Origin of the sequence: Actinomyces sp. oral taxon 448 str. F0400 (assembly GCF_000220835.1) — a bacterium.
GTDB lineage: Bacteria > Actinomycetota > Actinomycetes > Actinomycetales > Actinomycetaceae > Actinomyces.
In genome coordinates this window covers 397,283-422,007 of record NZ_GL985606.1, presented here as the reverse complement: position 1 = coordinate 422,007, position 24,725 = coordinate 397,283, and the positions used below count along the sequence as shown (strand labels likewise).

The window sequence follows — 24,725 nt, the reverse complement described above, 5'->3', positions numbered from 1 at the left end:
CGCATCTTAGGTGGTCAGGGCCCAGGGAATGGCTTCGTCCAAATACCAGGTCCAAAAGGCGCGGCGAGCTTCGATATCGAGCTCTTCGGCGGGCTGCCAGTTCATACCGCCGGCAGCAGCACTCGCACACGAATAGCTCGGCTCAAGAGAAGCCGGGAGAAGCTCATCATCGTCCTCCGTGCCATCTGCAATGTCATAGTCAGGATTACGATAGCAGGCAGTCATAGCCGTACCCGAAGCCGCATCAGCAACCCTAATAGCCGGCTCAAGATCAGGAGTCACGTTGGTGTGGGCCATAATGTCGTCGAAGAAGTCCTCGGCCCGCTCCTCGGCCCGCTTGGGGTCTGCTTTGCGGTCGATGAGGGCCTGCGTCAGGGCGAGCATCTCCTCCACGCCCGGGTTCGACGGGAACGTGCGGTCCCAGTAATGCTGCACATGACGCACGCACGCGACCTTCAAATACGTCCGGTGCCGGTAGGAGGCCTCCGGGTCATCCGGATCATCCATCGCAATCCAGATCCGCGTCCGCTGTTTGAGCGACAAGATCCCCTCGCTGCTGGCGGCCAACTCGGCCCGACCGCGCTCAACCTCCCTATTCACAGCAACCATATCAATCATGAGTCTCGCCCCCCTCCTTTCCTTCGTCGCATCTTAGGTGGTCAGGGCCCAGGGAATGGCTTCGTCCAGATACCAAGTCCAGAAGGCGCGGCGAGCCTCGATGTCGAGCTCTTCGGCGGGCTGCCAGTTCATACCACCGGCAGCAGCACTCGCACACGAATAGCTCGGCTCAAGAGAAGCCGGGAGAAGCTCATCATCGTCCTCCGTGCCATCCGCAATATCATAGTCAGGATTACGATAGCAAGCAGTCATAGCCGTACCCGAAGCCGCATCAGCAACCATAACGGCAGGTGCTGTAATCCTCGTAATGTCAGTGTGGGCCATAATGTCGTCGAAGAACTGCACGGCCCGCTTCTCGGCCCGCTTGGGGTCTGCTTTGCGGTCGATGAGGGCCTGCGTCAGGGCGAGCATCTCCTCCACGCCCGGGTTCGACGGGAACGTGCGGTCCCAGTAATGCTGCACATGACGCACGCACGCGACCTTCAAGTAGGTCCGGTGCCGGTAGGACGCCTCCGGATCATCCGGATCATCCATCGCCACCCAGATCCGCGTCCGCTGCTTAAGCGACAAGATCCCCTCGCTGCTGGCGGCCAACTCGGCCCGACCACGCTCAACCTCCCTACTCACAGCAACCATATCAATCATGAACCTCACTCATCCTCTTCGTCGCATCTTAGGTGGTCAGGGCCCAGGGGATGGCTTCGTCGAGGTACCAGGTCCAGAAGGCGCGGCGGGCTTCGATGTCGAGCTCTTCGGCGGGCTGCCAGTTCATACCACCGGCAGCAGCACTCGCACACGAGTAGCTCGGCTCAAGAGAAGCCGGGAGAAGCTCATCATCATCCTCCGTACCATCCGCAATGTCATAGTCAGGATTACGATAGCAAGCAGTCATAGCCGTACCCGAAGCCGCATCAGCAACTCCGATAGCCGGCTCAAGATCAGGAGTCACGTTGGTGTGGGCCATAATGTCATCGAAGAAGTCCTCGGCCCGCTCCTCGGCCCGCTTGGGGTCTGCCTTGCGGTCGATGAGGGCCTGCGTCAGGGCGAGCATCTCCTCCACGCCCGGGTTCGACGGGAAGGTGCGGTCCCAGTAGTGCTGCACGTGACGCACGCACGCGATCTTCAAGTAGGTCCGGTGACGGTAGGAGGCCTCCGGGTCATCCGGATCATCCATCGCCATCCAGATCCGCTGCCGCTGCGCAATACCGAGAATCCCCTCACTGCTGGCAGCCAACTCAGCCCGACCGCGCTCAACCTCCCTACTCACAGCAACCATATCAATCATGAACCTCGCCCCCCTCCTTTCCTTCGTCGCATCTTAGGTGGTCAGGGCCCAGGGAATGGCCACGTCCAAATACCAGGTCCAGAAGGCACGGCGGGCTTCGATGTCGAGCTCTTCGGCGGGCTGCCAGTTCATACCGCCGGCAGCAGCACTCGCGCACGAGTAGCTCGGCTCAAGAGCGTCAGGAAGAAGCTCATCATCGTCATCCTCGTCCTCCGCAGTGTCATAGTCGGGGTTACGGCAGCACGCCGAGAAAACAGTCTTCGAGGCCGCATCAGCAACTCCGATAGCCGGCTCAAGGTCGGGAGTCACATCGGTGTGGGCCATAATGTGGTCGAAGAATTCGTAAGCCTGCTTCTCGGCCCGCTTGGGGTCTGCTTTGCGGTCGATGAGGGCCTGCGTCAGGACGAGCATCTCCTCCACGCCCGAGTTCGATGGGAAGGTGCGGTCCCAGTAGTGCTGCACGTGACGCACGCACGCGATCTTCAAGTACGTCCGATGCCGGTAGGACGCCTCCGGATCATCCGGGTCATTCATCGCCACCCAGATCCGCTGCCGCTGCGCAATACCGAGAATCCCCTCACTGCTGGCAGCCAACTCGGCTCGACCGCGCTCAATCTCCCTATTCACAGCAACCATATCAATCATGAGCCTCACTCTCCTCCTTCACTAATGGTTCAGATACTTGCCCGGGAAAAGCTCCCCGAATGCGATCTGCTGCCCGGAGGGCATGGTGACGGAGCCGTCGGCACCGAAGATCCAGGTACCGTCCGGGTCAGTAACATACCAGGTCCGCCCCCGATGCTGGGCGAAATGACGGAACCAGTCGGGGCAGTCCTCGCACAGCTCCTTGGAGACGCCAACGGCCGGCGTCTCAGCGGTCAACGCCTCCTGTCGCTCCGCATGAGATGCATAATACCGCCCCGGCTCGCCATGATCTCTGCATCCTTTGGGTTCACGAGGATAACCCATGTCGTCCGTCACCCTGAGCACCTCGTCAACATTGGGATCTTGGAAGCCGCCCGGTCGCCGGCCCAGTCTCCACCCGCTGAGCGACTGAACACGATCAGCTGAAACAGTTTTGGTATTATACCGTTCAATCTTCGGCAACGACTCCTTCGCCCGCACCGCCCGTTGGTACGCGTCCCGCGACTCGAGGACCAGCTCGTTGTGGAACGCGTCAGCCGCCTGCCTGACCGCCTGCTCCTGAGCCTCAATGCCCTCCCTCATCGCCCGGCTCGCCGCCAGAGACTCCGCCGACGTCCGCACCCCCAGCCCCAGGGCCGAGCCGGGAATGAAAGTCAGAGCGAAGTCAAGCAGGTCGAGGGCCAGCTGGCCCGGCGTCACCGTCATGACATAGCCGCGGGCCGCGGCCCTTGGACTGCGCAGGAATGAGGCCAGGCCGTGCCCGTGGGAGAAGGCCCAGGTACCCACACCCACCGCACCGAGCGCCAGCGCCAGGGACAGGCCGCTCGCCGTCAGCACCAGCACACCCAACGCAGTCACGAGGATCTGCCCGGCAAGCCCCAGCGACTCCCACCACGCCGCCAGCCCGTCGAGCAGGCCCGCGAAGAACACGCCGTCGCCGTCGGCTATCACCGAGTGGCCGATGCCGCGGGCCACCAGCGTCCCGTACCAGCCGCACGCCGCCGCCCCCGCCACACCGACCACCAGCGCGACCAGCCGGAAGCGCCACCGCGCCCCGGGCTCGGATCCGGGGGTCGTGGCCGCCATCGCGTCGGCTCGCACACCGCGCACCTGCACTCCCATGGCCCGGCCGTTCGCCATCCGTGCGGCCCGGTCCATCGCGGGGTCCGCGTAGGCGCCCAGAACCACCGCCGCATCACTCCACGTGAACGCGACCAGCGCCACCACGGCCTGCACCACTACCCGCACCGGCGGCGGTGCACCGGCCAGACCGGGCATCGGCACCCGGGGCGCCTCGAACACGGTCCGCCCGGATGGGCCCGCCCCCAGCCGACGGTAGGCGTCGACGAGCAGGCAGACGAGGAACAGGCCCACCGAAACTCGCACCTGAAGGTGACCCCGCCCACCGGTCAACCACATGAGCCGCAGCCAGGCCGGGATCCCCTCGCCCGAGTCGACCCACGAGGAAGAGGAGGAGACGGTCGCGTTGTACCCGGCGTGGTCGGCGACCGCCATCGCCAGGGCCCCGACAGGGGGCACCCAGGACAGAAGACGACCGGCCGCCCTCAGCGGACGGCGCGCGCGCCACAGGGCGATGCCCAGACCGATCCCCATAGCCAGCGTCATCGTCGAGACCTGGTGACCCACGGTCATGATCGCCGAGGAATGCTTCCCGGTCAGCAGGTCGGTCAGGCCCGAGCCGGAGGTCGAGAAGCTGCCGGCGGTCCACGGGTTGAGCGAGTACCCGACCCTGTTCTCCCCCAGGATCGACTGCAGCAGCCCGGGCGCATTCAGACGGCGCACTCCGTCCTCGGCGATCGTGTACCCCGCCCCGGCCGCCAGACCCAGTAGCGCCCAGTCCGCCAAGGCGAACCGGCGCACCCGTCCCGGCGCCACCAGCGCGACCACCAGCAGCGGCATCAGCTTGCCCGGCTCCTCGACGAAGGCGGCGAGCGCGATCTTCATCCCGTCGTCCAACGGCGTCAACCCGCAGGCACTGCCGACCGCTTGAGTGACCAGAGCCACCACCAGGGCCCACGGGACGCTCGCCGACATCATCAGCGTCACCGACCGCCACGTCACCGTCCGCGTGCGAGCGGCCACCGTGAGTACCGCCAGGCACCCCAGCATGAACACCATGGGAACCAACGCGATCCCCAAACGCGGCACCACCACCAGGGCCACCACCAGGGCGATGAGTGCAGCCCGCTGACTTATGCGCGACAGACGGTACAGGACCCGGGCCAACGCCTCATGACGGCCGAGCCACCGCTTGTAGGCGGCCGAGACCCGCTCCCACAACTCAGGCGGGCCACCGGCGGCACCGGACGGCGGGCCACCGGCGACAGCCAGCGGACCGCCGGCAGGAGGCCTCGGGCCACCGGCTGAGCCCCCTGGGCTGACGTCGGGCATGATCCCGTACCCGGAGGTTGAACCGGCTGACGGCGCCCGAGCCGATGACGGACCGGTGACGTCCGACCACAGACCGTATCCGCTCCAGTCGCCGGGCGGACCAGGCGGCTCCGCTCCCGCACTCGTCATCGACTACTCGCCAGCATCGTCTTCGTCAGGGCCCTTCGACAGCGGAACTACGGACCAGAGATATCCGTCACAGTCCTACGGTACGCACGTCGTCGCCACTCGAGCAAGAGGTGGGAGCCCCGACGGCCCGCCGGGCCCGGTTCATTCGGCTCGTGACCGGCGGAGCAGCACCCGAGGGCCGACCCCTACGATGAGCCGGCGAGCGATGAGCCCGACCCCTCCGACAACGCTGCCAGCGCGACCCCCAGCACCTGCCCCCCCACCACCGCAGTATCTCACCCTCACGTCCGCACCGGCCGTCGAACGTCGTCGAGGGCGCGACGGGGGCTGCGGACGGCGTCGTGCTCGGGGTAGCCGACTCGGAAGGCGAGCAGACTCTCCCCCGCGGGGACGCCGGTGGCCTCAACCCAGCGGGAGGACAGCGGGTCCTCGTCCCCCAGCGCGGCGCGACGGGCGATGCGCTCGGAGACCTGATTCATGTGGTGAAGCCCCAGCCCGGCGACGGTGGCCGCCAGGTGCGTGCGCTGAAGCAGGCGGCCGCCCGCGATACGGGCCCAGGGATCGGCGACGTCGGGCACCCGGATGACACCCCACGCGCGCGCCGTCGCCGTGTGGACCTCCCGGGTCCGCTTGACCCAGAAGGAGTCCCCGGACTCCCGGGACTGCGCGGGCAGGATCTTCGCCGCGGCGAGGGTGGGGCCGTCCAGCCCCTGGCCGTCGAGCGTGAGACCGTCGCGATGACGCTCAATGCCGGCCCGGTCGCCCCGGAACCAGGAGAAGGTCTCGGCGGACATCTCCGCGTCGTCCGCGATCTCCTGGGTGGCGTCGACGTACAGGGACGCGAGGGCGGACATCGCCGCCGCCTCGGTGACCCAGACGAGCTCGGCGGTCGCTGTCCCGGAGTCGACGGGGACGTCCTCAGTGAGGGAGGCGAGCAGGTTCTCGTCCAGGTCCTGGGGGGAGTAGGGGCCGCGGTTAGAGCGGCGCGTCGCGATCGCCTTGACCAGCGACCGCTCGCGCTCGCTCGGCGGCGCGGCGGTGTCGATCACGACACGTGCCACATGGTCGGCTCGGGCGGTGCCGTCGATGCCGTCGGCGCTGTCGGGTCCGCTGACGCCGGGCCCGCCGTCCGGCCACAGGGCGACCCGCGCACGGTACCCGTCGTACCTCGCGGCGAGCGTGAGGTTCTCGATGGCGCAGCCGTAGCCGGCGGCCCGCTCGCGCCCGTCGGGGTCGTTGACCGGCATGGCCCGCTGCGGGTCCGCGTACAGGTCGATCGTCCCCTCGCCGACGGTGAAGGACCACGGCTGAATGTTGTGCGGGTTGGCGGCCAGCGTCGCGGCGGCGACCAATCGGTCCAGGCCGTCGGCCTCACGCCAGCTCTCCCACAGCTCGTAGGGCGCGCCCTGGCCCGCGTTCCACACGCCGTTCGCCGCCCCGCGCGCGCCGACGGCGCCGGCGCCCACGAGCAGGGCCGCCCCGCCGGCACCCGCGGCTCTGAGCACCGTGCGCCGGGAAGGGCGCCGTTGCGCGGATCGAGTGGATCGTGCGGGCCGCGGGAGGGAAGCGGGAGGCTCAAGGGCGATGCCGTCGTCGGGAGGCTCGGGAGCGCTCACGGGGTCCGGTGCGGAATCGGCTGAGGCGGATGAGGAACCGGTCATGCGAGTTCTTCCTGTCGGCTGTGCGGGACGGGCAGGTCGAGCGCGCGCCGTCCGGCGTCGGTGAGCAGCGGCTGCATGAGCGCGCGTCCGTAACGGCGAGGGTCGACCGTCGCGTCGCCGACGACGTCAGCGAAAGGTTGGGCGGTCTCCGAGACCAGCCACAGCAGACCGACCAGTTCGCCCACTGTCGTCGGCGGCTCGGGGCGGCGCAGCAGACCGGCGTCGATGAGCCCGTCGATCACGCGGACGAACTCGTCGCGACGGCTCGTGTAGCCGTGGCGGTAGGCCTCGGCGAGCAGCGGGTCGGCGTGCAGGAGCGGGAAGAGGTCGCGCAGGAAGAAGGCGTAGCGGGGGTCCGGCTGACGGGTGCGGGCAGCCCGCGTCCAGATCATCCGCAGCGCGTCTTCGGGGGTATCGGTCTCGTCGGAGGGGATGCGCATCTGCCGGCTCCAGTCCTCGAAGAGAGCGCGGACGACCTCCTCCTTCGAGGCGAACCAGTAGTAGAGGTTGCCGGGGCTGATTCCCGCGACCTCGGCGATGCGGTTCGTCGTCACCGCGTCGATCCCATGCTCGGCGAACAGCCGGCGGGCCGTCTCCAGGATGGCGGCACGGCGCGGCGCCGCCCGCTTCGGTACGCGTGCGGGCCGGGGACGGGGTGCGCAGGACGTCTGAGGCGCGCGGGACGCCCGCGCAGTCTCGCCGGGCTCTGCGGAGCCCGCGGCCCCGGCCGTCTCAGTGGGCTTGGTGTGTTCGTCGGGTTCGGCCATGCGGTGACCATAGCAATATTAGAGTAAACACTCTAATTAGGTTGGACGGTCTCCGGCGCCGGTTGAACGTCACCTGCTGCCGCCGGGTGCGGCAGGACCGGCCCGCGGACTCAGCTCTCGGCTCGACCCTGGCGCCAATAGCCCATGAAGGCCACCGAACGCCGGTCGATGCCTCGCTCGCCGACCAGGTGACGGCGCATCGTCCGCACCGCGGCCGCCTCCCCGGCGAGCCAGGCGTACAGGCTCGTGCGCCTGAGCGCGTCCCCTCCCTTGGCATGGCGGGGTACGTCCCACAGCAGCTCGCGGTCGACGTCGATCTCCTCGACCTCCTGCGGCACGCCCACCGGACACAGCTCCTCGGCGGCCCGGCGCATGCCCTCAACGAGCACCTCCCCGTGCGCGCGCCCGTCGCGTCCGGACACCCGCACTTCGATCCCCGGATGCGCGGGCAGATAAGCGACGTCGTTCCGGCTGGGCATCTCGACGACGGCGATTCCCCGGGCGTCGGCCGGCACGTCCTCCAGGATGCGGGCGATCGCGGGAGCGGCCGTCTCGTCCCCGCCCAGCAGGTATCGTTCAGTCATCTGCGGGGGCACGAAGTCCACGCCCCCGGCCTCACCGTCCCACTGCCGATTCGGTCCCAACAGCACCGCCCGGGTACCGAGCTCGGCTCCGTGGATCCAGCGCGAGGCCGGCCCCAGCGGATCGTGCACCACCATGTCCACATCCACCTCGGTCCCGGTTCCGGCTGTGCCACCGGAGTCCGGGACGTCGTAACGCACCGAGCGCGTCGTGTAGGTGCGAATCGGGCACCGGTGCTCCTCGGGCAGCCTCATCAGGCGGCCGTACCAGTCCTCGCCATCGGGCAACTGCTCGTAGCCCGATGCCGGCGCCGGCAGCACCAACTTGATCCGCTGGTCCCACCCCGGATCGGCGTAATGGACCAGCTCGTCCCCGATGAAGGTGAAGCGCCGCATGGAGGGCGTGATATCGCGGATCGTCGCCACCGCGACGTGGAAGAAGCGGAACGGGGAAGTCGGCGAGGCGGAGGGTCGTGCCGGGCTCATCTCGATATTTCCTTCGCGCGCGTCTGCAATAACTAAGGAAAAGCATACCTAACAATAAGCAGGTTGATGCAATAGCCCACGATGTCGTATCAAGACCCCGCTGCGTACGATCACCGATCTCGGCAGGGAGGCGGCAGCGGAGGTTCACTCGGCGGCATCGCGCTCGGCGAAGACCTCACGGGCAGCGAAGACGGCGTTGAGCGCCCGTGGGAAGCCCGCGTAAACCGAGGCGTGCAGGATCGCCTCGATGACCTCCTCACGGGTCAGGCCCACATTAAGAGCGGCCCCGATATGGATCCTCAGCTGCGGCTCACAACCGCCCAGGGCCGTGAGCACACCGATCGTCACCAGCTGCCGGCTGCGCGGCTCAAGGCCCGGGCGGGCGTAAACGTCCCCGAAGCCGAAAGCCGCGATGTGGTGGCCGAGCGCCGGGCTGATGTCGGCCAGCGAGTCAATGACGGCCTGGGCCGCCTCACCGTCGATCGAGCGGGCGACCTCCAGGCCGCGCTCGCGTCGGGCCAAGTTCTCGGGGCTGTCGACGTCGTACTGGGGATAGGCAGTCTCGGTGGTCATGATGGGTTCTCCTTGTCAGTGCTGGTGCGTTGGGGGGTTAGTGGTGCTGTCGGGAGCCTCGAGACGGCTCGTGCCGGGGCGACCGTTGGAGCCGCGGGTACTGAGGACGTCGTAGGTGGCGGAATCGAGTGATGAATGGCTGGCTTCAGTCGCCTCGTCGTCGGTGCCGTCCGCCGTGGCCTGGTCCTTCAGCTCCCGGGTGTAGGCAGCGATCTTGTAGTCGGTGGCGGCCAGTGCGAGCCGGAGCTCGTCGATCCGGGCGCGCAGCCCGTCGCGGTGCTCGGTGAGCATGGCCAGGCGCTCGGGCACCGTGTCCCGGCCGGCCTCGACCATCTCGACGTAGCGACGCAGGTCGCGGATCGTCATGCCCGAGGTCCGCATCCGGGTGAGGAAGACCAGACGCCGCAGGGCCGCGGCGTCGTAACGGCGGCGACCGGAGGCATCGCGCTCCACCCGCACGAGCCCGATCCGCTCGTAGTAGCGCAGGGTGTGGGCACTGGTGCCCAGACGGTCGGCGGTGGTCGCGATGTCCCACCCGGCCGCACCGGGCCCACCCGGCGGTCCGATGTCGTCACTGGGCGGGACGGAGGCGAGCCGCAGCGCCTCGCGGAGCCGGGCGTCGTCGGGCCCGTCGCCGGGCGCAGTCGCGTTGGTCATGACGCAGACCGTAGGACTTCGAGCGCGCTCGAAGGCAAGAGCCGTCGGAGCGGAGACCCGGGTGCCGCTACGGCGCCAGCCTGACCGCATGCTCCTCGCCTTCTCGGTATTCCCGACCACCACTGACGCACCCGACGGCTCGGTCTCCGAGGCAGTGGCTCGAGCCGTGCGCGTGGTGCGCGACTCCGGCTACGAGATCGCCAAGTCCTTCAGCCACTGCTCAACGGGACGCGGTCGAAGCCCCAGGAGCTCCTGGGCGCTGCCGTCCTCGGCGATGGTGCAGCCGTCCTGCGCGTTGAGGGCCCGGTACAGCTCGACGACCGGCGCCGCGGCCGGCCCGAAGAGCGGTGTGATGAGCTCGCCGAAGGCCTCCGGCGTGATGGCCTCGAAGTGGACCTCGCGACCCAGGTGGTTGGAGAAGGCCGCGGCCAGGTCCGCTCCCGTCAGACCGGGCCGGTGGCCGACGGCGACCGTCCCGCTGACGGAGGTATCCATCAGCAGGCGGGCGACGACGTCGGCCACGTCCAGGTGCGAGCTCCAGGAGACCGGGAACGACGCCGGAAGCGGGTACCGCAGGACGCCCTCCTGACGCGCGGGTGCCAGGACGACCGGCAGGAGCAGGTTCTCCAGGTAGAGGCGCGGGGCGACGACGGCCGTGGGGACGCCGCTGCCGGTTACGCCGTCGATGAGCGTCATGATGGGGCTGCCCGCGGCCGCCTGCAGCGGTGAGTCCGGCTGGTCGACGATCTGCCCGCTGGTGGAGATGACGACACGACCGGGGCGGGTCCGGTCGACCGCCTCGACGACGGCCCGGGCCTGGACGGCCGCCGCCTCGGGCGCGCCCATGGGCAGGTGGACGAAGACGCCGTCGGCGCCCTCGTAGGCGGAGGCGAGGGAGTCCGCCGAGGCCAGGTCGACCTGCCGAGCGGCGATGCCGCCGGGGACCGCCTCAGGATGGCGGACCGCCGCGATGGCAGTGCGTCCGGCAGCGGTGAGAGCGGACAGGACGGGAGAGCCTTGAGCGCCCGTGGCGCCGTGAATGATGTCAACCATGATGTCATTAGTGCATACGGTGCACCAGTTACGTCAACTGCACTAAAGGGATAGAATGCTCCGTCGTGAGTGACGCGGATCTCCCGGAATGCGGGGTCGCCCGGTTCCTGCTGCTGTTCGATGGACCGTGGGCCACGCTCATCGTGCGCGAGCTCCTGCACGGACCCCGGCGCTTCGGGGAGCTGCGCGCCTCCCTGCCGGGGATCAGCGCGCACACGCTGACCAGCCGGCTGCGGATGTTCGAGTCCCGCGGCATCGTCACTCGAAGGGCCTACCCCGAGGTGCCGCCCCGCGTCGTCTACGAGCTCACCGATCTGGGAAAGGGCCTGCGACCGGTGCTCGATGCGATGAACGAGTGGGGTGCGAGCGCTCCGGCCTCGGCCTTCGCCTCCCCGCATCCCGGGGCATCTCCCGGCCGATGAAGTTGACGCCCGTCATTCGCCTCCCCGCGTCCCGGGGCCGGGGACCTCGTAGACGCGGGTCAGCCCCCTCACCGAGATCGCGGGGCCACCGGGATCCCTGCGTTGCGGGGGAACCGATCCCGTGCGGGCCATCGGCTGTGCTGTCATGAGGCGTGCTCCTTCTGGTTCGGTCGACCGTCGCGGGGGATGCGAGGTGGCTCGTCGCGCTGTCTCGCCGCCCGCGCGGCTGTTGGGTCCGCCCCGCTTCCCCCACCATTCCGCAGTCGCGCGGTCATATCGATCCTGCTGGCCGGACAACGGGGTGGGGGTGGCCCCACCCCCGGCCCGGAGAGGAGTCCCGGAGACGCGCGCATCCGCCGTCGGAGGCGGGGCGGCTCCGACTGCACTCCGGCACCGTTGAGATGCACATGAACCGGGGGCCGACGGAGAGGTTCCGAGAGCCGGGAGGACCTCTGAGAATCGTCGAGCCCGGGGTGGTCTTAGGACAGGAGGTCCTCCCACCAGGCGGCGAAGGTGGGGCAGCGCGCCAGAACGGCCGACAGCCCGGCCTCGGCGACGAGCAGAGGGCCGGTCACGGTCTTGAGGTAGCCGGGATCGGCTCGCAGAAGGCGCTTGGACGGGGCGGTGGAGGGCCCGTGATCGATCCGCTCGGGACCTCCGGCGCGAGCGATCTCGCGGCGCAGTCGAGTCAGCCCCCGGGCCGGGATCAGCCCTTCCCCCCGCCCGGCGTCGATGGCGGCCAGGACGAGCGCCTCGATCTCGTGGAGGACGACGAGGGGCCGGAAACGGGAGTCGGGATACTGCTTATGGAGCCTCGCCATCAGTTCCGACTGCCGCGCGGGCCCGGAGCCTCCGACGTCGCATCCCGGAGCGCCGCGGGGATACTGGTAGTAGTCGATGAGAAGTCCGACTCGATGAAGGTGGCTCGCCTTGAACAGATTGCGGAGCCTCATGTCGTAGTGCCTCCAGCTGCCGCCTCCGCGGCGCGCACCGGCGGGGGTGGCCGACGTGATGACGATGACTGGTGCGAGGTGAACCCCTCGCGCCAGGGCGGCCGGCGCGAGGACCTCGTCGACAAGAGCCTCCTCGGTCTGCCCCTCGACGAGGACGACGACCCGCTTCATGAGGTCGGCCCCTCGTGCGTCGGGCGCCCGCCCAGCAGGTTCATCTCCCACAGGCTGCCGGTCGAGTAGTCCTCGAGGAAGGCTCCGAGAAACTCCTCATCGGGGCGGGAGGCCTGAGTGGCGCCCTCGGTCCTGTCCAGGATGATGATCTCGCGCAGGTTGAAGTGGGAGACCAGCGGTACCGACTGGGTGGCCAGGATGACCCTGTGCCCGCTGCGTCCCGCGATGCGGGCCATCTCGGCCAGAACGCCGATGGCCGCGGGATGGAGTCCGAGCTCGGGCTCGTCCAAGACTACGGTTCCCGGTAGATCGGGTCCCAGCAGCAGGGTCGCCAGGCAGATGAACCGCAGGGTGCCGTCGCTGGCCTCGCGCGCCAGGAAAGTGCGGTCCAGTCCCCGCTGCCTCCAGCGCAGCCGGATCCGTTCCGAGGGATCGGCGCGCAGGACGAAGTCGTCGAAGAAGGGCGTGACGCGCCGGACCGCGGAGACGATCCGCCGGTAGTGCTCGGGGTGCTCGCGCTGGACCCTGTGGAGATAGGCGGCGATGTTCTCCGCGTCCGACCGCAAGCTCAGGTCGTCGCCCACGGTCGACCAGCCCTTGACGGGGGCGTTATGGGAGACGTCGTCGAAGTGGAAGACACGGCAGCCTTCCAGAACGGGACGCACGTACGCGGCGAAGTTCCGGAGCTTTCCGGAGATCTCCGACTCGGCGATGCGGCGGACCCGGCTCTGCGTGCCGAAGCCCAAGTACTCGTCATAGGGGCGCCGGCGATGACGGCCCGCTTGGAAGAGCAACCACTCGTGCAACTCCGCCCGTCCCGAACCGCTCACGTCATCGGTCTGGAGCGCCACCCGGTAGCCGTTCCGCCTGTCATCCTCGTCGAACCCGGACATGAGCTCGATGCGAATCCGCTCCGCCCGGTCCTCCTCATCCTCGAACAGCAGGTTGCTGATCCCACCGCGCCTGCGCAGGTACTCCTGGAAGGAGTCGTCCCAGATGCGCGAGACGAGCTCCAGGGCGCTCACCAGGTTCGACTTGCCCGAGCCGTTGGCGCCGATGAGCACGGTGACGTCCGACGTCAGCTCCAGCTCCAGGTGCCTGATCGATCCGAGCCCCTCGACGAGGAGGTGCTCCAGTCCGGCAGTCATGCCGTCAGCCTAACGGCGCGGCCCTCGGTTCAGAAGCGCCAGCACCACGGCGGTGCTGCGGGCGGCGGCCTCCTCGGCGCCGATGTGGAAGTCCTGCCCGGCCTCGGGCCCGCACAGGTCCGAGACCCCGCGCACCGAGAGGAAGGGGATCCCCGTGCCCGCGGCCACCTGCGTCAACGCGGGTGTGAGGGTAAGGTGTTGGCGGTGCTGACAGGGTTGTCGGAAGAGGTTGAGTCATCGCTCGCCGGCTCATCATAGGGGTCGGCCTGCAGGTGCTGCTCCGCCGATTATGAGTCGGACGAGCCGGGCCAGTTGGCGCTCGATCTGGTCGACTTCGCTCTGACTTTCATTCTCGGCTCTCGGGTTAAGAGAGATCGTCAGAGGGCCGTGTCATCCGATGGTGTTCATACGCTCAGCGGGTGGGGCCTGGACCGGCGACCGGGCGGCTTCCAGGATCCCAATGTTGACGAGGTGCTCAGGGTGACGGACGACATGGGTTATCCTCGGACAGTTAAGGATGATTGGGATCATGGCGAGCCGGGGCGGTATTACGCATCTCATGCGGAGCGGCAGGAAGCGCTGACTGCTGAGAGGCCGGCTATTGGTGTCTCCAAGAAGCTGTGTGAGGATTGCCCCGGCTGGTTCCGTCATTTCGCCCAGTATCGGGGGCGGACCTGGTATGTTACTGACCCGGATGGTACCTGGGCCTTCTATACCGACGGCTCCGTCACCATGCCCTCCGGGCGACAGATCGCGTTCGGAGAGCCTTTCCCAGGCAAGCATCTGAATCATTAGTGAAGGAGGAGAGTGAGGATTGTGATTGATATGGTTGCTGTGAATAGGGAGGTTGAGCGCGGTCGGGCCGAGTTGGCCGCCAGCAGCGAGGGGATCTTGTCGCTCAAACAACGGACGCGGATCTGGGTGGCGATGGATGATCCGGATGATCCGGAGGCGTCCTACCGGCACCGGACGTATTTGAAGGTCGCGTGCGTGCGTCATGTGCAGCATTACTGGGACCGCACCTTCCCGTCGAACCCGGGCGTGGAGGAGATGCTCGCCCTGACGCAGGCCCTCATCGACCGCAAGGCAGACCCCAAGCTGGCCGAGGAGCGGGCCGAGGAGTTCTTCGATGACATTATGGCCCACGCTGACATTACGAGGATTACAGCACCTGCCGTTATGGTTGCTGATGCGGCTTCTGGTACGGCTATGACTGCTTGCTATCGTAATCCTGACTATGATATTGCGGATGGTACGGAGGACGATGATGAGCTTCTCCCGGCTTCTCTTGAGCCGAGCTACTCGTGTGCGAGTGCTGCTGCCGGTGGTATGAATTGGAAGCCCGTTGAGGAGGTTGATGTCGAGGCTCGCCGCGCCTTCTGGACCTGGTATCTGGACGAAGCCATCCCCTGGGCCCTGACCACCTAAAACACGACACCGACCCAACCCTTCTGCAGCAGAGAGACGGTGGATGTCGGTGCACACGCTGGGCGTCACGCTCTACGAGGCGGAGCTAGCCCGGACCTGCGTGGCGCCGTCGACTTCATGTCCGCGCTCACCGCCCGCGGGAACAGCTCGCGCACACGGCCCGCCGTCGCCGCCGTGACGAACGAATTCCCCGCAAGCATCCGCCCAACGCGGGCATGAGGGTGAGGGTTCGAGCCTCACGAACCGGTTCCCAGTCCGCCCGCCTCCGCGGACGCCGGAGCGGCGCTCTGCAACCGCCCTCTACGATAAAGTAATGAACCGTACCCAGAGCCCTTCTGACGCCACCTCGGGCACCCCGGCCGCAGACCCCTGCGCTGGCGACGCTGCATCCGACCGCGAGGAGATGACCTGGGAGCTCTTCGGCACCGCCGAGCGCGCGCTCAGCGCGCAGATCGTCGCCTCCGGTTGGCTCCCCGACCTCATCATCGCCATTGCCCGCGGCGGTCTCATCCCCGCAGGTGCTATCGGTTACGCCATCGGCGTCAAGGCCATGGGGGCGGTGAACGTCGAATTCTACACCGGAGTAGGTCAAACCCTTGACGAGCCGGTCGTCCTTCCCCCGTTCATGGACGCCTCAGAGCTGCCGGGCGAGAAGGCCCTCGTCGTCGACGACGTCGCCGACTCCGGCACGACCCTGCGCATGGTCATGGAACTGCTCCAGCACCAGGGCCTGAACCTGGGCGGGCGGACCGCGGCGCTCGACGTCCGCTCTGCCGTCCTCTACCGCAAGCCACGCAGTGTCGTCGAGCCGGACTACTGCTGGCGCATCACCGACAGATGGATCAACTTCCCCTGGTCGGTCCTTCCCGTCATCACCCCCGAGTCGGTGGCCCCGGGCCCGATGAGCCCGAGGTGAGCAGGCAGGTGCGGCCCGCCCGTGGAAGATCTACCCTAGAGGCGGCACGACCACGAGCCATACCTCCCCGGTTCCTCAACGACGAGAAGCGATCCCCCATGGACACCCAGGAACAATCAACCCTCCCCTCCTACTCGCCCGAGGAGGAGCGGCTCATCATCCGCAATAAGGCAGGCGTCCCCGTCGGCATCAGGCCCCACCGCAGGTGGACCCCGAAGAGTATCGCGATATGGTCCGTCATCACCGTCCTGGGCGTGCTCGGATGGTGGATGCTCGCCATCGTCCGCGGTGAGAACGTCAACACTGTTTGGTTCGTCGTCACCGCCGTGTGCACCTACGTGATCGGCTACCGCTTCTACGCGCTCTACATCCAGCGGCGAATCATGCGGCCCGACGACTCCAACGCAACACCGGCCGAGCGCATCAACAACGGACGCGACTTCGACCCCACGCACCGCGTGGTCCTCTACGGGCACCACTTCGCCGCCATCGCCGGCGCCGGTCCCCTCGTGGGCCCGGTGCTCGCGGCCCAGATGGGATATCTACCCGGCACCCTGTGGATCATTCTGGGCGTGGTCGCGGCCGGAGCCGTCCAGGACATGCTCGTCCTGTTCTTCTCCATGCGCCGCGGTGGCCGCTCCCTCGGCCAGATGGCCACCGACGAGATCGGCAGAATCGGCGGCGCCGTCGCCACGATCGTCGTCTTCGTCATGCTCATGATCGTGCTGGCCGTCCTGGCCATGGTGTGCGTCAACGCCCTGGCCTCCTCCCCCTGGGGCGTGTTCTCCGTGGGCTGCACGATCCCGATCGCCGTATGCATGGGCCTGTGGCTGCGCTTCGTCCAGCCCGGTAGGATCACCCAGGTCTCCGTCGTCGGCTTCACCATCCTCATCGGCGTCATCATCGGCGGCCGCTGGGTGGCGCAGTCCTCTTTCGGCCAGCACCTCCACCTGTCGCCCACCACGCTGGTGTGGGCCATGATCGTCTACGGCTTCCTCGCCGCCGTTCTGCCCGTGTGGGTGCTGCTGACCCCGCGCGACTATCTGTCCACCTTCATGAAGGTCGGCACTATCGTCGTCCTCGCGGCCGGCATCCTCATCGTGCGCCCCGTCGTCGAGATGGCGGCCGTCTCCGAATTCGCCTCCAACACCGACGGCCCGGTCTTCGCCGGCAAACTCTTCCCCTTCCTGTTCATCACCATCGCCTGCGGCGCTCTGTCGGGCATGCATGCCATGGTCTCCTCAGGCACGAGCCCCAAGATGATTCAGAAGGAATCCCAGACCCGCATGATCGGCTACGCGGGCATGCTCATGGAATCCTTCGTCGCCATCATGGCACTGGCGGCCGCCGTCTCCCTGAGCCCCGGCATCTACTTCTCCATGAACACCCCGACCGCCACCATGGAGAAGCTCGCCGGCCCCGAAGTCGTCGACGCCCAGCCCTGCGACACCAACAATGACCCCGACCACCACTGCGAGGAACTGGCCGCGACGGCCGTGGAGAACCTCGGGGTGACCGACGCCCACGGAAACGCGATGAACCCTGAGTGGGACTCCTGGGACGAGGCCGGAAATCCGACGACCTACACCGGCGCCGAAGCCCTGACGAGGCTCGCCGGCGACGTCGGCGAACCCAACGTCGTCTCCCGCACCGGCGGCGCACCGACGCTCTCCGTAGGCATGGCGCATATCCTCCACCAGATCGGCGGAGGCCGCACGATGATGGGCTTCTGGTACCACTTCGCCATCATGTTCGAGGCGCTGTTCATCCTCTCGGCGGTCGACGCCGTCACCCGCGTGGCCCGCTTCCAGCTCTCCGACGCCCTGGGCAACCTCTTCCCCAAGTTCAGAGACCCGTCGTGGCATGTCGGCGCCTGGGCGACCACCGGCGTCGTCGTCACCGCCTGGGGGTCGCTGCTGCTCATGGGCGTAACCGATCCGCGCGGCGGTATCCAGACGCTCTATCCGCTCTTCGGCATCGCCAACCAGCTCATCGCAGCGGTGGCTCTGCTGGTGGTCACCGTCATGGTCGTGCGCAAGGGATACGCGAAATGGGCCTGGATCCCCGCGATCCCACTGGTCTTCGACACGGCGGTCACCTTCGTGGCGTCCTGGCAGAAGATCTTCTCCAGCGACCCGCTCGTGGGCTACTTCCAGCAGCATCGCAACGCTCTGGCCAAGCTGGACACGCTCACCGACCCGGCGGCCATCGACGTCCAGCGGGCAATCGTTCGCAACACCATGATCCAGGGGACGCTGTCGGTCGTCTTCCTGGTCATGGTCGCCTTCATCATGGTCTGCGCCCTCATCCGCATCGTCCACACGATCCGCACGGGCGACACGACGACCTCCGAGGATCCGTACCAGGAATCGAACTTCTACGCCCCGGAGACCATGCTGACCACCAGGCTCCAGAAGAAACTCGTCAAGGAGTACGAACAGGTCGGCGACCCCGACCTCATCCCAGGCCGCTCGCACGCCCATGCGAACGACTGAGAGGACGGAAATGGGCCAGGCGGGACGGCGGCCGGACCGGCAGGGCGCGACACCGGCGGCGGTGCCGGGACGCGAGCGCCCCGGTCCGCCCTTCGGCGCCGCCGGACGGCTCGCACGCCTGCGCGCGACCCTGATCCGCGTTCGCGATCTGTGGCGCGATTTCACGGGCGAGTCCGCCTACGACCGCTACGTGGAGCGCCATCGGCGCACTCACCCCGACCACGAGCCCCTGAGCGAGCGCCAATGGTGGCGGGCCAGAGCCGACGTCGACGAGCGCAACGTCTCCACCGGCTGCTGCTGAGCCGACGCGGGGCGATCGCATTGTTCCGGCCTCGGACCCACCCGGCGCCTCACCCTCTCGCGCTCCGCCCGGGGCGCACCGGAGCGCGCAGGAGCTCGCGCGCGTCCTCGGCGTAGGGGAAGCTCCCCGGCTCGTAAGCGCACAGCGGCTCCTCGGCGTACAGGTTTCCGGTGGAGTTGTAGGCGCGCGCCCGCGACCCCCCGCACACGCGCTTGTACTCGCACACCCCGCACTTGCCCTCCAGGAGCTCGGGGTCGCGCACCCCGGTGAAGATCTCGCTGGTCCGATAGATCTCGGTCAGGGAGGACTCGCGCACGTTCCCGGCACTGGCCTCCAGGAACCCTGAGGGCGTCACGTCGCCCACGTGGGAGACGAACATGAAGCCGTTGCCGGAGCTGACGGTGATCGGCGGCCGGCGTCGGCGCTCGCCGTGGTCCAGACCCAGCTCGACAATCCGCTCACGCAGATCGCGGTACAGCGTCCCGAGGTGCATGGTCTCGATCATCGCTTCGCCCGTGACGCCGCGCCCAGCGAGCACGTGACGCTGCAGGGAGACTCGGCGGAAGTGATGGCCCTCGGTGGTGCGGACGGGAACGGCCTCACCCATGTCGTAGAAGGCGTTGAGGACATCCTCCACCTCGCGGGCGTCCAGGGACCCCAGGTCCACACCGCGCCCGGTGGGCACGAGTAGGAAGCCGGACCACGTCATCGCGCCGTTGTCGCGCACGAGAGCGGCGATATCCGGCAGCTCGTGGACGTTGTGCCGGGCGACGACGGAATTGATCTGCACACGCATGCCCAGTTCGCGGGCGGCCCGCCAACCGGCGATAGTGCGGTCGAAGGTCTTCTCGATGCCACGGAAGGCATCGTGAGTGGCGGCGGTGGCCCCGTCCAAAGACAGCGAGATGACATTCACGCCGGCATCCTGGAGCTCGGCCAGGGCGGCCTTGGTGAGTTTGTCGGTGCCCGACGGCGACAACGCCACATGCAGTCCCAGGCCCGACCCGTAAGCGGCGAGCTCGGCCAGATCGGGCCTCTCGAAGCAATCGCCCCCGGTGATGATGAAGATGACGCCGGGCTTGCCGAATGACGCCGCCTCATCCATCAGACCCCTGGCCTCCGCCGCACTCAACTCACGCGGGTCGCGGAAGGGGACGGCCTCGGCCCGGCAGTGACGGCAGGCCAGGGCGCAGGCGCGCGTAGCCTCCCACGTGACCAGCATAGGGCGCAGATCCGGGTCGTGGCGCTGCATGCGCACGGGCCCGGCGACGCCGCTGCGAACGCCTGTGCGCGGGACGTCCCCGGTCCAGCTCGAGGCCCTCGGCCGAGCGATCGATGGAACGGAGGGAACGGAAGGCACAGCCATCGATCGGCGCGGCCCGACCCGGCCGGTCGCCGACGGACCCGATCCGAGCGCGGAACGCGCGTTGCTGACGGCGTGTGCTGTCTGTACGGGTTCGTCGCTCACACTCGCATGGTACGAAAGGCCCAGGAAGGTGCCGGAGCCTGATCCGACCGGCGGGTGTGATTCCGGCGACTGACTCCCGCCGTCAATTCTCGTCCGCCAGGAGCACCTCGAGCGCCCGGTCCATGTGATCGGACACCATCTGCCAGCTGTGGTCAGCCTCCTCGTCGGGCTCGTAGACGACAGCGACCCCGCGCTCCGACGCCAGGTCGGCGAGGAACGGCGTGTCATCCACGTCCTCGTCCAAGGACTGACCACCCACGGTGAGGTAGAAGCGCAGCCCCTGCCTGACCTCGAAATCCGGGTCGGCCAGGTACATGGCGGGCGACTGGCGCACGTACTCATCCTCGTCCGCGAGCAGGACCGCCGCGTCGGGGCCGGGCTCGCCGTAGTCGGCCATGGCCGCCGCGGAGGAGAACATGTCCTGGTGCTGGAAGAGGAGATTCGTGGCGCAGAACGCCCCCATCGAGAAGCCCATGAGAATGCGATGGTCGGCGTCGGCATAGGTCGGATACGTCTCATCGACCCACGGGATGACGTCCTTGGTGAGGTAGGTGTCGATGAGCGGGCCGCCCGTGGTCGAGTCCAGGCAGCGCGTGTCGGACACCTCAGGCGTCGAGATCTCAGGGGAGACGGCGATGATCGGCGGGATCTCGCCGGCGTCGATGAGACTATCGAGGCGATTGGCCAAGGAGGTCCCGGACAGCCAGTCCGCCGACGCCCCGGGAGTGCCGTGGAGCAGGTAGACGACGCTGTAGCGCTCGGCCGACTCGGGATTGTAGCCGGGGGGCGTGTAGACGTAGGTCGTCGAGTCCGACGTCCCCAGATCGGCGTCGCCGTCGAACTCGATGCCGGTGACGGTTCCGCGCTCGGTCACCGGACTCTCCATCGAGCTCGAACTCTCGGAGGTCACGATGCCGCCCGAGGTCGAAGAGGCCATCAGGACGGAGGGCGAACTCGACGTCCTCGGGACATCGGCATCCGCACCCATGCCCTGAAGGCTCAGACCCGACGCGCACAGCATCGCGACGAAGAGACCCGCCGCGCAGCGGACCCGACGCCCGTTCAGTGCTCGCTTCCAACTCACCTAACGATTGTCCGCCCATCGAGCATGATAGCGCTGTGCATCGTGCCACGTTCGTTCGTCACACGGCACCGATACCCTCCATTCATGACCCGCCTGCGAGCCCCGCGTCCGCGTGTCGTCTGCCGCGCCGCCGCCGGACTCTACCTCGTCGCCGTCCTGGTCGCCGTCCTGTGGAGCTCGGGCGCGCAGATCGCCGCGTTCAAAGAATCGGCGGGACCGTGGTTCCTCGACGCCGCCGGCAAGGATGTCGTCCTCAATCTGGTCATGCTCTCCCCCCTGACTCTTCTGGCTCATCTGGGGTGGCCGCGGGTGGCGTGGTGGCGGTGGGCGCTGGCGGGATGCGCCCTGGGGGCGGGCGCCGAGTTCGTCCAGTGGGCGCTGCCCGCCCTCGACCGACGCGCCGCATGGACCAACGTCGTCGAGAATGCCGTGGGCGCCTGGGCCGGCGCCCTCGGGGCGCATGTCGCCTGGCGCAGCGCGCGCCTGCGCCGCCTTCTGGCTTCTGGCGGCGACGAATGACGGACGAATGACGAAGGCCCGGGCCGCCGATCATTCGACGGGCCCCGGGCCTGCGCTTCACCGTGCGCGGGGGGGGACTCGAACCCCCATGATCGTAAGATCACACGGACCTGAACCGTGCGCGTCTACCAATTCCGCCACTCGCGCGAGAAGCGGACATGACCATAACCGCAGGAGGGTTCCCGCGTCCACTTCGGCCCCCCGATCATCGGGTGAGTCCGCTCACCCCCACGCCCGGCCTGCCGCGCGCAGAGGCCCATTCCCCGGGACCGCAACACAGTCGCTGCCACGCCATCCCCGCCGTACGTGCCTCAGCCGTTACCATGGACGCGGTCTGCCTGGCGCCACCGTCCGGCACGACGTCCATCACGGCCGTCATGGCCGCGCCAAGCACACGGGGAGGTAGTCCATGGGTATCCTGGACAAGTTCGAGAAGGGTGTCGAGAACGTGACCAGTCGCGCCATGTCCCGTTTCTCGGACGACGTCGAACCCATTGAGATCGCCTCGAAGCTGCGCGAGACGATGGACAAGCGCGCCGCTTCCTTCGCCCGCGACCGCTCCGTGGTCCCCAACGTCTTCCGCATCCATCTGGCGCCCAGCGACATCACGCGCCTGGAGGCATGGGGAATGGATGAGATGGTCCGGCAGATGGAGGAGGTGGCCACCACCCACGCGTCCGAGCAGAGCTACTCCTTCGTGGGCCCGGTCAAGGTCTCCTTCACCCCCGACGCCGCCCTGACGGCCCCCGCCATCGAGATCGAGTCCTCCACACAGCGCGGCGGCGCCGCACCGGCCGCCTCCGCCAATGCGACGCCGGGCCATCCGATTCTGGACATCAACGGCCAGCGGTATCTGCTGACGGGCCCGGTCACCGTCATAGGGCGCGGCAGCGAGGCCGACATCATCGTCGACGACTCCGGCGTCTCCAGACGGCATCTAGAAGTCCGCCTCACACAGGGGCATGCGATCGCCACCGACCTGGGATCGACCAACGGCACGTTCGTCGAAGGCCACCGCGTGGATGCCGCGACGCTCCTGGACGGCAACACCCTGACCATCGGCCGGACCCGGATCATGTTCTGGGACGGCTCGCAAGGCACCGAGGCAGGCATGTGAGCGAGCTCGCCTTCACCGTCGCACGGCTCGGCTTCCTGGCCCTGCTGTGGTTCTTCGTCTTCCTCGTCGTCCGCGCCCTGCGCCACGACACCGCCGCCGAGGCCTCCGCACCCGCCGCGCCCCGCCGCCGCCTGAACCACGAACCCGCCTCCCCCGCCCCTCAGGGGCGACGGCGCGGCGCCACCCGGCTCATCATCACCGAGGGTCCGCTCGCAGGCTCGATGGTCCCGTTGACGCCGACGTCGATCACGATCGGCCGCGACCAGAACTGCACGCTCGTTCTCAACGACTCCTACGCCTCCTCACGGCACGCACGCGTCTTCCCCAAGGGCGGCACCTGGTGGCTCGAGGACCTCAACTCCACCAATGGCACCACCCTGGCCGGCCGCGCGGTCCACGGCGCCGTCGAGCTACCGATCGGCGTCCCTGTCCGAATCGGCCAGACCACTTTGGAGCTGCGCCCATGACAACCACTTTGCGCTACGCGGCACGCAGTGATATCGGCCTGGTGCGGTCCTCCAACCAAGACTCGGGCTACGCCGGCCCTCACCTCGCCGTCCTGTGCGACGGCATGGGCGGGCCGGCCGGCGGCGACATCGCCTCCGCCATCACCCTGGAGCATCTTGTCCCGCTGGATGCCGACTCCCACCAGGCCGGCGAGCTCCTCGGCCTGCTGCGCGACGCCGTTCAGCAGTCGCACTCCGAACTCGTCGCGCTGTCCGCCGGCAACCCCGATCTCGCCGGTCTGGGCACCACCTGCATCGCCCTCATGCGCAGCGGCAACAAACTCGCCATGATTCACGTGGGCGACTCGCGCGCCTACCTTCTGCGCGACGGCGAGCTGACTCAGGTGACCACTGATCACACCTTCGTGGAGTACCTGGTCGAGACGGGCAGGCTGACCCGCGAGCAGGCCCGTCGCCACCCTCAACGTTCCGTGCTGCTGCGCGTCCTCGGCGACGCCGAGGGGGATGTCCAGCTCGACGAGTCCATCCGCGAGGCGGTCCCCGGCGACCGGTGGCTCCTGTGCTCGGACGGCCTGAGCGGGCCGGTCACCGGCGAGACCATCGCCGAGGTCCTCTCCGGGGTCGCCGATCCGGGGCAGGCCGCCGACCAGCTCATCGACCTGGCGCTGCGGGCCGGCGGTCCCGACAACGTCACCGCCGTCATCGTCGACGTCGTCGAGGACGAGCAGCAGCCGCAGACCGACCCGCAGATGGTCGGCTCGGCGGCCAATCGGCGCGCGCGCCTGGAGCGCGCGGCATCCGGGGATTCCCCGGCGACGCCCGACTCCGAGGCGGATGCCGCACTCGCCTCGACGCCGGCCGCTAAGGCCGCGGCTCTCGTCGCCAGCCTCGACGGTTCCGATGAAATCCCAGCGCCACCCGGCCAGGAGGACGTCATAGCCGAGGAGGTGCGCGCCCAGAAGGCCAGACGCAGGCGGCACCGGCGCCAGTCCATCATCGCCTCCGTCATCCTGATCCTGGCCCTGGGCGCCGCATTCATGGGCTACCGGTGGACTCAGACCCAGTACTACGTCACGAGCACCGACGGCAAGATCGCCATCTACCAGGGAATCCCCCAGCGGATCGGGCCGATCAGCCTCAGCCACCTGGTGGAGACCTACGACGAGCCCCCTCTCGACGACCTCGACGACCTCATGCGCGAACGTCTGTCCGAGACGGTTTCACGGCCATCGCTGACGTCGGCCCGTGATTACGTCAATGGCACCGTCTCCAGCTATGTCACGACGCCGTCCGCAACCCCGACCGCCACGCCACCGGCGCCCACTCCCGCCGCGGAGCAGACGCCGTCGGCCGCTCCGGAGCAGTGACG

General features: G+C 68.1%; 26 protein-coding genes, 1 tRNA gene and 3 pseudogenes. 11 read left to right on the top strand and 19 right to left on the bottom strand.

Annotated features, from left to right (window positions below; translation table 11 throughout):
- Window positions 1-6: 6 nt before the first annotated feature.
- From HMPREF9062_RS01875 to HMPREF9062_RS01830, 10 genes are all read right to left on the bottom strand, one after another.
- Window positions 7-618, bottom strand: coding sequence for an Imm5 family immunity protein (locus tag HMPREF9062_RS01875; RefSeq protein WP_009748311.1), 612 nt, complete (start codon window positions 616-618; stop codon window positions 7-9).
- A gap of 33 nt (window positions 619-651) precedes the next feature.
- Complete coding sequence (locus HMPREF9062_RS01870; RefSeq protein WP_034254504.1) at window positions 652-1,254, bottom strand: Imm5 family immunity protein; 603 nt, start codon at window positions 1,252-1,254, stop codon at window positions 652-654.
- A 37-nt stretch (window positions 1,255-1,291) separates the two neighbouring features.
- Window positions 1,292-1,903 carry an Imm5 family immunity protein gene (locus tag HMPREF9062_RS01865; protein ID WP_172634822.1) on the bottom strand — a complete coding sequence of 204 codons (612 nt, stop codon included), beginning with the start codon at window positions 1,901-1,903 and terminating at the stop codon, window positions 1,292-1,294.
- 33 nt (window positions 1,904-1,936) lie between these two features.
- Complete coding sequence (locus HMPREF9062_RS01860; protein WP_009748308.1) at window positions 1,937-2,548, bottom strand: Imm5 family immunity protein; 612 nt, start codon at window positions 2,546-2,548, stop codon at window positions 1,937-1,939.
- 21 nt (window positions 2,549-2,569) lie between these two features.
- Window positions 2,570-4,849 (bottom strand): hypothetical protein, encoded by a 2,280-nt coding sequence (locus tag HMPREF9062_RS01855; RefSeq protein ID WP_009748307.1) that lies wholly within the window; start codon window positions 4,847-4,849, stop codon window positions 2,570-2,572.
- Window positions 4,850-5,370: 521 nt separating this feature from the next.
- Window positions 5,371-6,750 (bottom strand): Acg family FMN-binding oxidoreductase, encoded by a 1,380-nt coding sequence (locus HMPREF9062_RS13405; RefSeq protein WP_009748306.1) that lies wholly within the window; start codon window positions 6,748-6,750, stop codon window positions 5,371-5,373.
- Entirely contained in the window at window positions 6,747-7,517 is a 771-nt protein-coding gene (locus tag HMPREF9062_RS01845) for a TetR/AcrR family transcriptional regulator (RefSeq protein WP_009748305.1), read from the bottom strand. Before HMPREF9062_RS01845 ends, HMPREF9062_RS13405 begins: the two co-directional genes overlap by 4 nt.
- 110 nt (window positions 7,518-7,627) lie before the next feature.
- Window positions 7,628-8,584 carry a siderophore-interacting protein gene (locus HMPREF9062_RS01840; RefSeq protein ID WP_009748304.1) on the bottom strand — a complete coding sequence of 319 codons (957 nt, stop codon included), beginning with the start codon at window positions 8,582-8,584 and terminating at the stop codon, window positions 7,628-7,630.
- 144 nt (window positions 8,585-8,728) lie between these two features.
- Window positions 8,729-9,157 carry a carboxymuconolactone decarboxylase family protein gene (locus HMPREF9062_RS01835; RefSeq protein WP_009748303.1) on the bottom strand — a complete coding sequence of 143 codons (429 nt, stop codon included), beginning with the start codon at window positions 9,155-9,157 and terminating at the stop codon, window positions 8,729-8,731.
- A gap of 15 nt (window positions 9,158-9,172) precedes the next feature.
- Window positions 9,173-9,814, bottom strand: coding sequence for a MerR family transcriptional regulator (locus tag HMPREF9062_RS01830; protein WP_009748302.1), 642 nt, complete (start codon window positions 9,812-9,814; stop codon window positions 9,173-9,175).
- An 88-nt stretch (window positions 9,815-9,902) separates the two neighbouring features.
- Here HMPREF9062_RS01830 and HMPREF9062_RS13400 point away from each other — a divergent pair.
- A pseudogene (locus tag HMPREF9062_RS13400) lies at window positions 9,903-10,004 on the top strand (thiamine-binding protein); the annotation flags it as partial.
- Here the strand turns inward: HMPREF9062_RS13400 and HMPREF9062_RS01825 are convergent.
- Window positions 10,004-10,867: an SDR family oxidoreductase gene (locus tag HMPREF9062_RS01825; RefSeq protein ID WP_009748301.1), complete on the bottom strand. Its 864-nt coding sequence runs from the start codon at window positions 10,865-10,867 to the stop codon at window positions 10,004-10,006. The pseudogene HMPREF9062_RS13400 and the gene HMPREF9062_RS01825 overlap by 1 nt on opposite strands.
- A gap of 65 nt (window positions 10,868-10,932) precedes the next feature.
- Between HMPREF9062_RS01825 and HMPREF9062_RS01820 the strand changes: the two genes are divergently transcribed.
- Entirely contained in the window at window positions 10,933-11,289 is a 357-nt protein-coding gene (locus tag HMPREF9062_RS01820) for a winged helix-turn-helix transcriptional regulator (protein ID WP_009748300.1), read from the top strand.
- A gap of 12 nt (window positions 11,290-11,301) precedes the next feature.
- On the opposite strand, the gene HMPREF9062_RS13755 is transcribed toward HMPREF9062_RS01820, so the two are convergent.
- From HMPREF9062_RS13755 to HMPREF9062_RS12350, 4 genes and pseudogenes are all read right to left on the bottom strand, one after another.
- On the bottom strand, window positions 11,302-11,436 hold the full coding sequence (locus HMPREF9062_RS13755) for a hypothetical protein (protein ID WP_301280139.1): 135 nt from the start codon (window positions 11,434-11,436) through the stop codon (window positions 11,302-11,304).
- 332 nt (window positions 11,437-11,768) lie between these two features.
- Window positions 11,769-12,413, bottom strand: coding sequence for a DUF4276 family protein (locus HMPREF9062_RS01815; protein ID WP_009748299.1), 645 nt, complete (start codon window positions 12,411-12,413; stop codon window positions 11,769-11,771).
- On the bottom strand, window positions 12,410-13,561 hold the full coding sequence (locus HMPREF9062_RS01810) for an AAA family ATPase (protein WP_009748298.1): 1,152 nt from the start codon (window positions 13,559-13,561) through the stop codon (window positions 12,410-12,412). The genes HMPREF9062_RS01815 and HMPREF9062_RS01810 overlap by 4 nt, the downstream gene beginning before the upstream one ends.
- Window positions 13,562-13,570: 9 nt before the next feature.
- Window positions 13,571-13,741, bottom strand: a pseudogene (locus HMPREF9062_RS12350) (phosphorylase family protein); the annotation flags it as partial.
- A gap of 207 nt (window positions 13,742-13,948) precedes the next feature.
- On the opposite strand from HMPREF9062_RS12350, the gene HMPREF9062_RS13870 reads away from it, so the two are divergent.
- Window positions 13,949-14,356, top strand: a complete 408-nt coding sequence (locus HMPREF9062_RS13870) for a hypothetical protein (protein ID WP_441293812.1) — start codon at window positions 13,949-13,951, stop codon at window positions 14,354-14,356.
- Between the two features lie 30 nt (window positions 14,357-14,386).
- Window positions 14,387-14,989: an Imm5 family immunity protein gene (locus tag HMPREF9062_RS01805; RefSeq protein WP_009748295.1), complete on the top strand. Its 603-nt coding sequence runs from the start codon at window positions 14,387-14,389 to the stop codon at window positions 14,987-14,989.
- Between the two features lie 104 nt (window positions 14,990-15,093).
- Here the strand turns inward: HMPREF9062_RS01805 and HMPREF9062_RS13395 are convergent.
- Window positions 15,094-15,201: pseudogene (locus HMPREF9062_RS13395) on the bottom strand (5'-methylthioadenosine/S-adenosylhomocysteine nucleosidase); the annotation flags it as partial.
- Window positions 15,202-15,302: 101 nt separating this feature from the next.
- On the opposite strand from HMPREF9062_RS13395, the gene HMPREF9062_RS01800 reads away from it, so the two are divergent.
- The 3 genes from HMPREF9062_RS01800 to HMPREF9062_RS12345 all read left to right on the top strand — a co-directional run bounded on the left by HMPREF9062_RS01800 (window position 15,303) and on the right by HMPREF9062_RS12345 (window position 18,701).
- Complete coding sequence (locus HMPREF9062_RS01800) at window positions 15,303-15,905, top strand: phosphoribosyltransferase (protein ID WP_009748294.1); 603 nt, start codon at window positions 15,303-15,305, stop codon at window positions 15,903-15,905.
- Window positions 15,906-16,003: 98 nt separating this feature from the next.
- The gene (locus HMPREF9062_RS01795) at window positions 16,004-18,400 is read left to right on the top strand and encodes a carbon starvation CstA family protein (protein ID WP_009748293.1); all 2,397 of its coding nucleotides are present in this window, start codon (window positions 16,004-16,006) and stop codon (window positions 18,398-18,400) included.
- Window positions 18,401-18,461: 61 nt separating this feature from the next.
- Entirely contained in the window at window positions 18,462-18,701 is a 240-nt protein-coding gene (locus HMPREF9062_RS12345) for a YbdD/YjiX family protein (RefSeq protein WP_253270631.1), read from the top strand.
- A gap of 49 nt (window positions 18,702-18,750) precedes the next feature.
- Here HMPREF9062_RS12345 and HMPREF9062_RS01785 read toward each other — a convergent pair whose 3' ends face one another.
- Entirely contained in the window at window positions 18,751-19,953 is a 1,203-nt protein-coding gene (locus HMPREF9062_RS01785; RefSeq protein WP_009748291.1) for a TIGR04053 family radical SAM/SPASM domain-containing protein, read from the bottom strand.
- A gap of 298 nt (window positions 19,954-20,251) precedes the next feature.
- Window positions 20,252-21,253 (bottom strand): alpha/beta hydrolase, encoded by a 1,002-nt coding sequence (locus HMPREF9062_RS01780; RefSeq protein WP_253270630.1) that lies wholly within the window; start codon window positions 21,251-21,253, stop codon window positions 20,252-20,254.
- Between the two features lie 84 nt (window positions 21,254-21,337).
- Between HMPREF9062_RS01780 and HMPREF9062_RS01775 the strand changes: the two genes are divergently transcribed.
- Complete coding sequence (locus tag HMPREF9062_RS01775; RefSeq protein WP_009748288.1) at window positions 21,338-21,772, top strand: VanZ family protein; 435 nt, start codon at window positions 21,338-21,340, stop codon at window positions 21,770-21,772.
- A gap of 63 nt (window positions 21,773-21,835) precedes the next feature.
- Here HMPREF9062_RS01775 and HMPREF9062_RS01770 read toward each other — a convergent pair.
- A tRNA-Leu gene (locus HMPREF9062_RS01770) sits at window positions 21,836-21,919 on the bottom strand.
- Between the two features lie 262 nt (window positions 21,920-22,181).
- On the opposite strand from HMPREF9062_RS01770, the gene HMPREF9062_RS01765 reads away from it, so the two are divergent.
- From HMPREF9062_RS01765 to HMPREF9062_RS01755, 3 genes are read left to right on the top strand one after another with little or no spacing between them, the layout of a single operon-like run.
- Window positions 22,182-22,889, top strand: coding sequence for an FhaA domain-containing protein (locus HMPREF9062_RS01765; RefSeq protein ID WP_009748287.1), 708 nt, complete (start codon window positions 22,182-22,184; stop codon window positions 22,887-22,889).
- Window positions 22,886-23,356, top strand: coding sequence for an FHA domain-containing protein FhaB/FipA (locus tag HMPREF9062_RS01760; RefSeq protein ID WP_009748286.1), 471 nt, complete (start codon window positions 22,886-22,888; stop codon window positions 23,354-23,356). The genes HMPREF9062_RS01765 and HMPREF9062_RS01760 overlap by 4 nt, the downstream gene beginning before the upstream one ends.
- The gene (locus HMPREF9062_RS01755; protein ID WP_009748285.1) at window positions 23,353-24,723 is read left to right on the top strand and encodes a PP2C family protein-serine/threonine phosphatase; all 1,371 of its coding nucleotides are present in this window, start codon (window positions 23,353-23,355) and stop codon (window positions 24,721-24,723) included. Before HMPREF9062_RS01760 ends, HMPREF9062_RS01755 begins: the two co-directional genes overlap by 4 nt.
- Window positions 24,724-24,725 lie beyond the last annotated feature (2 nt).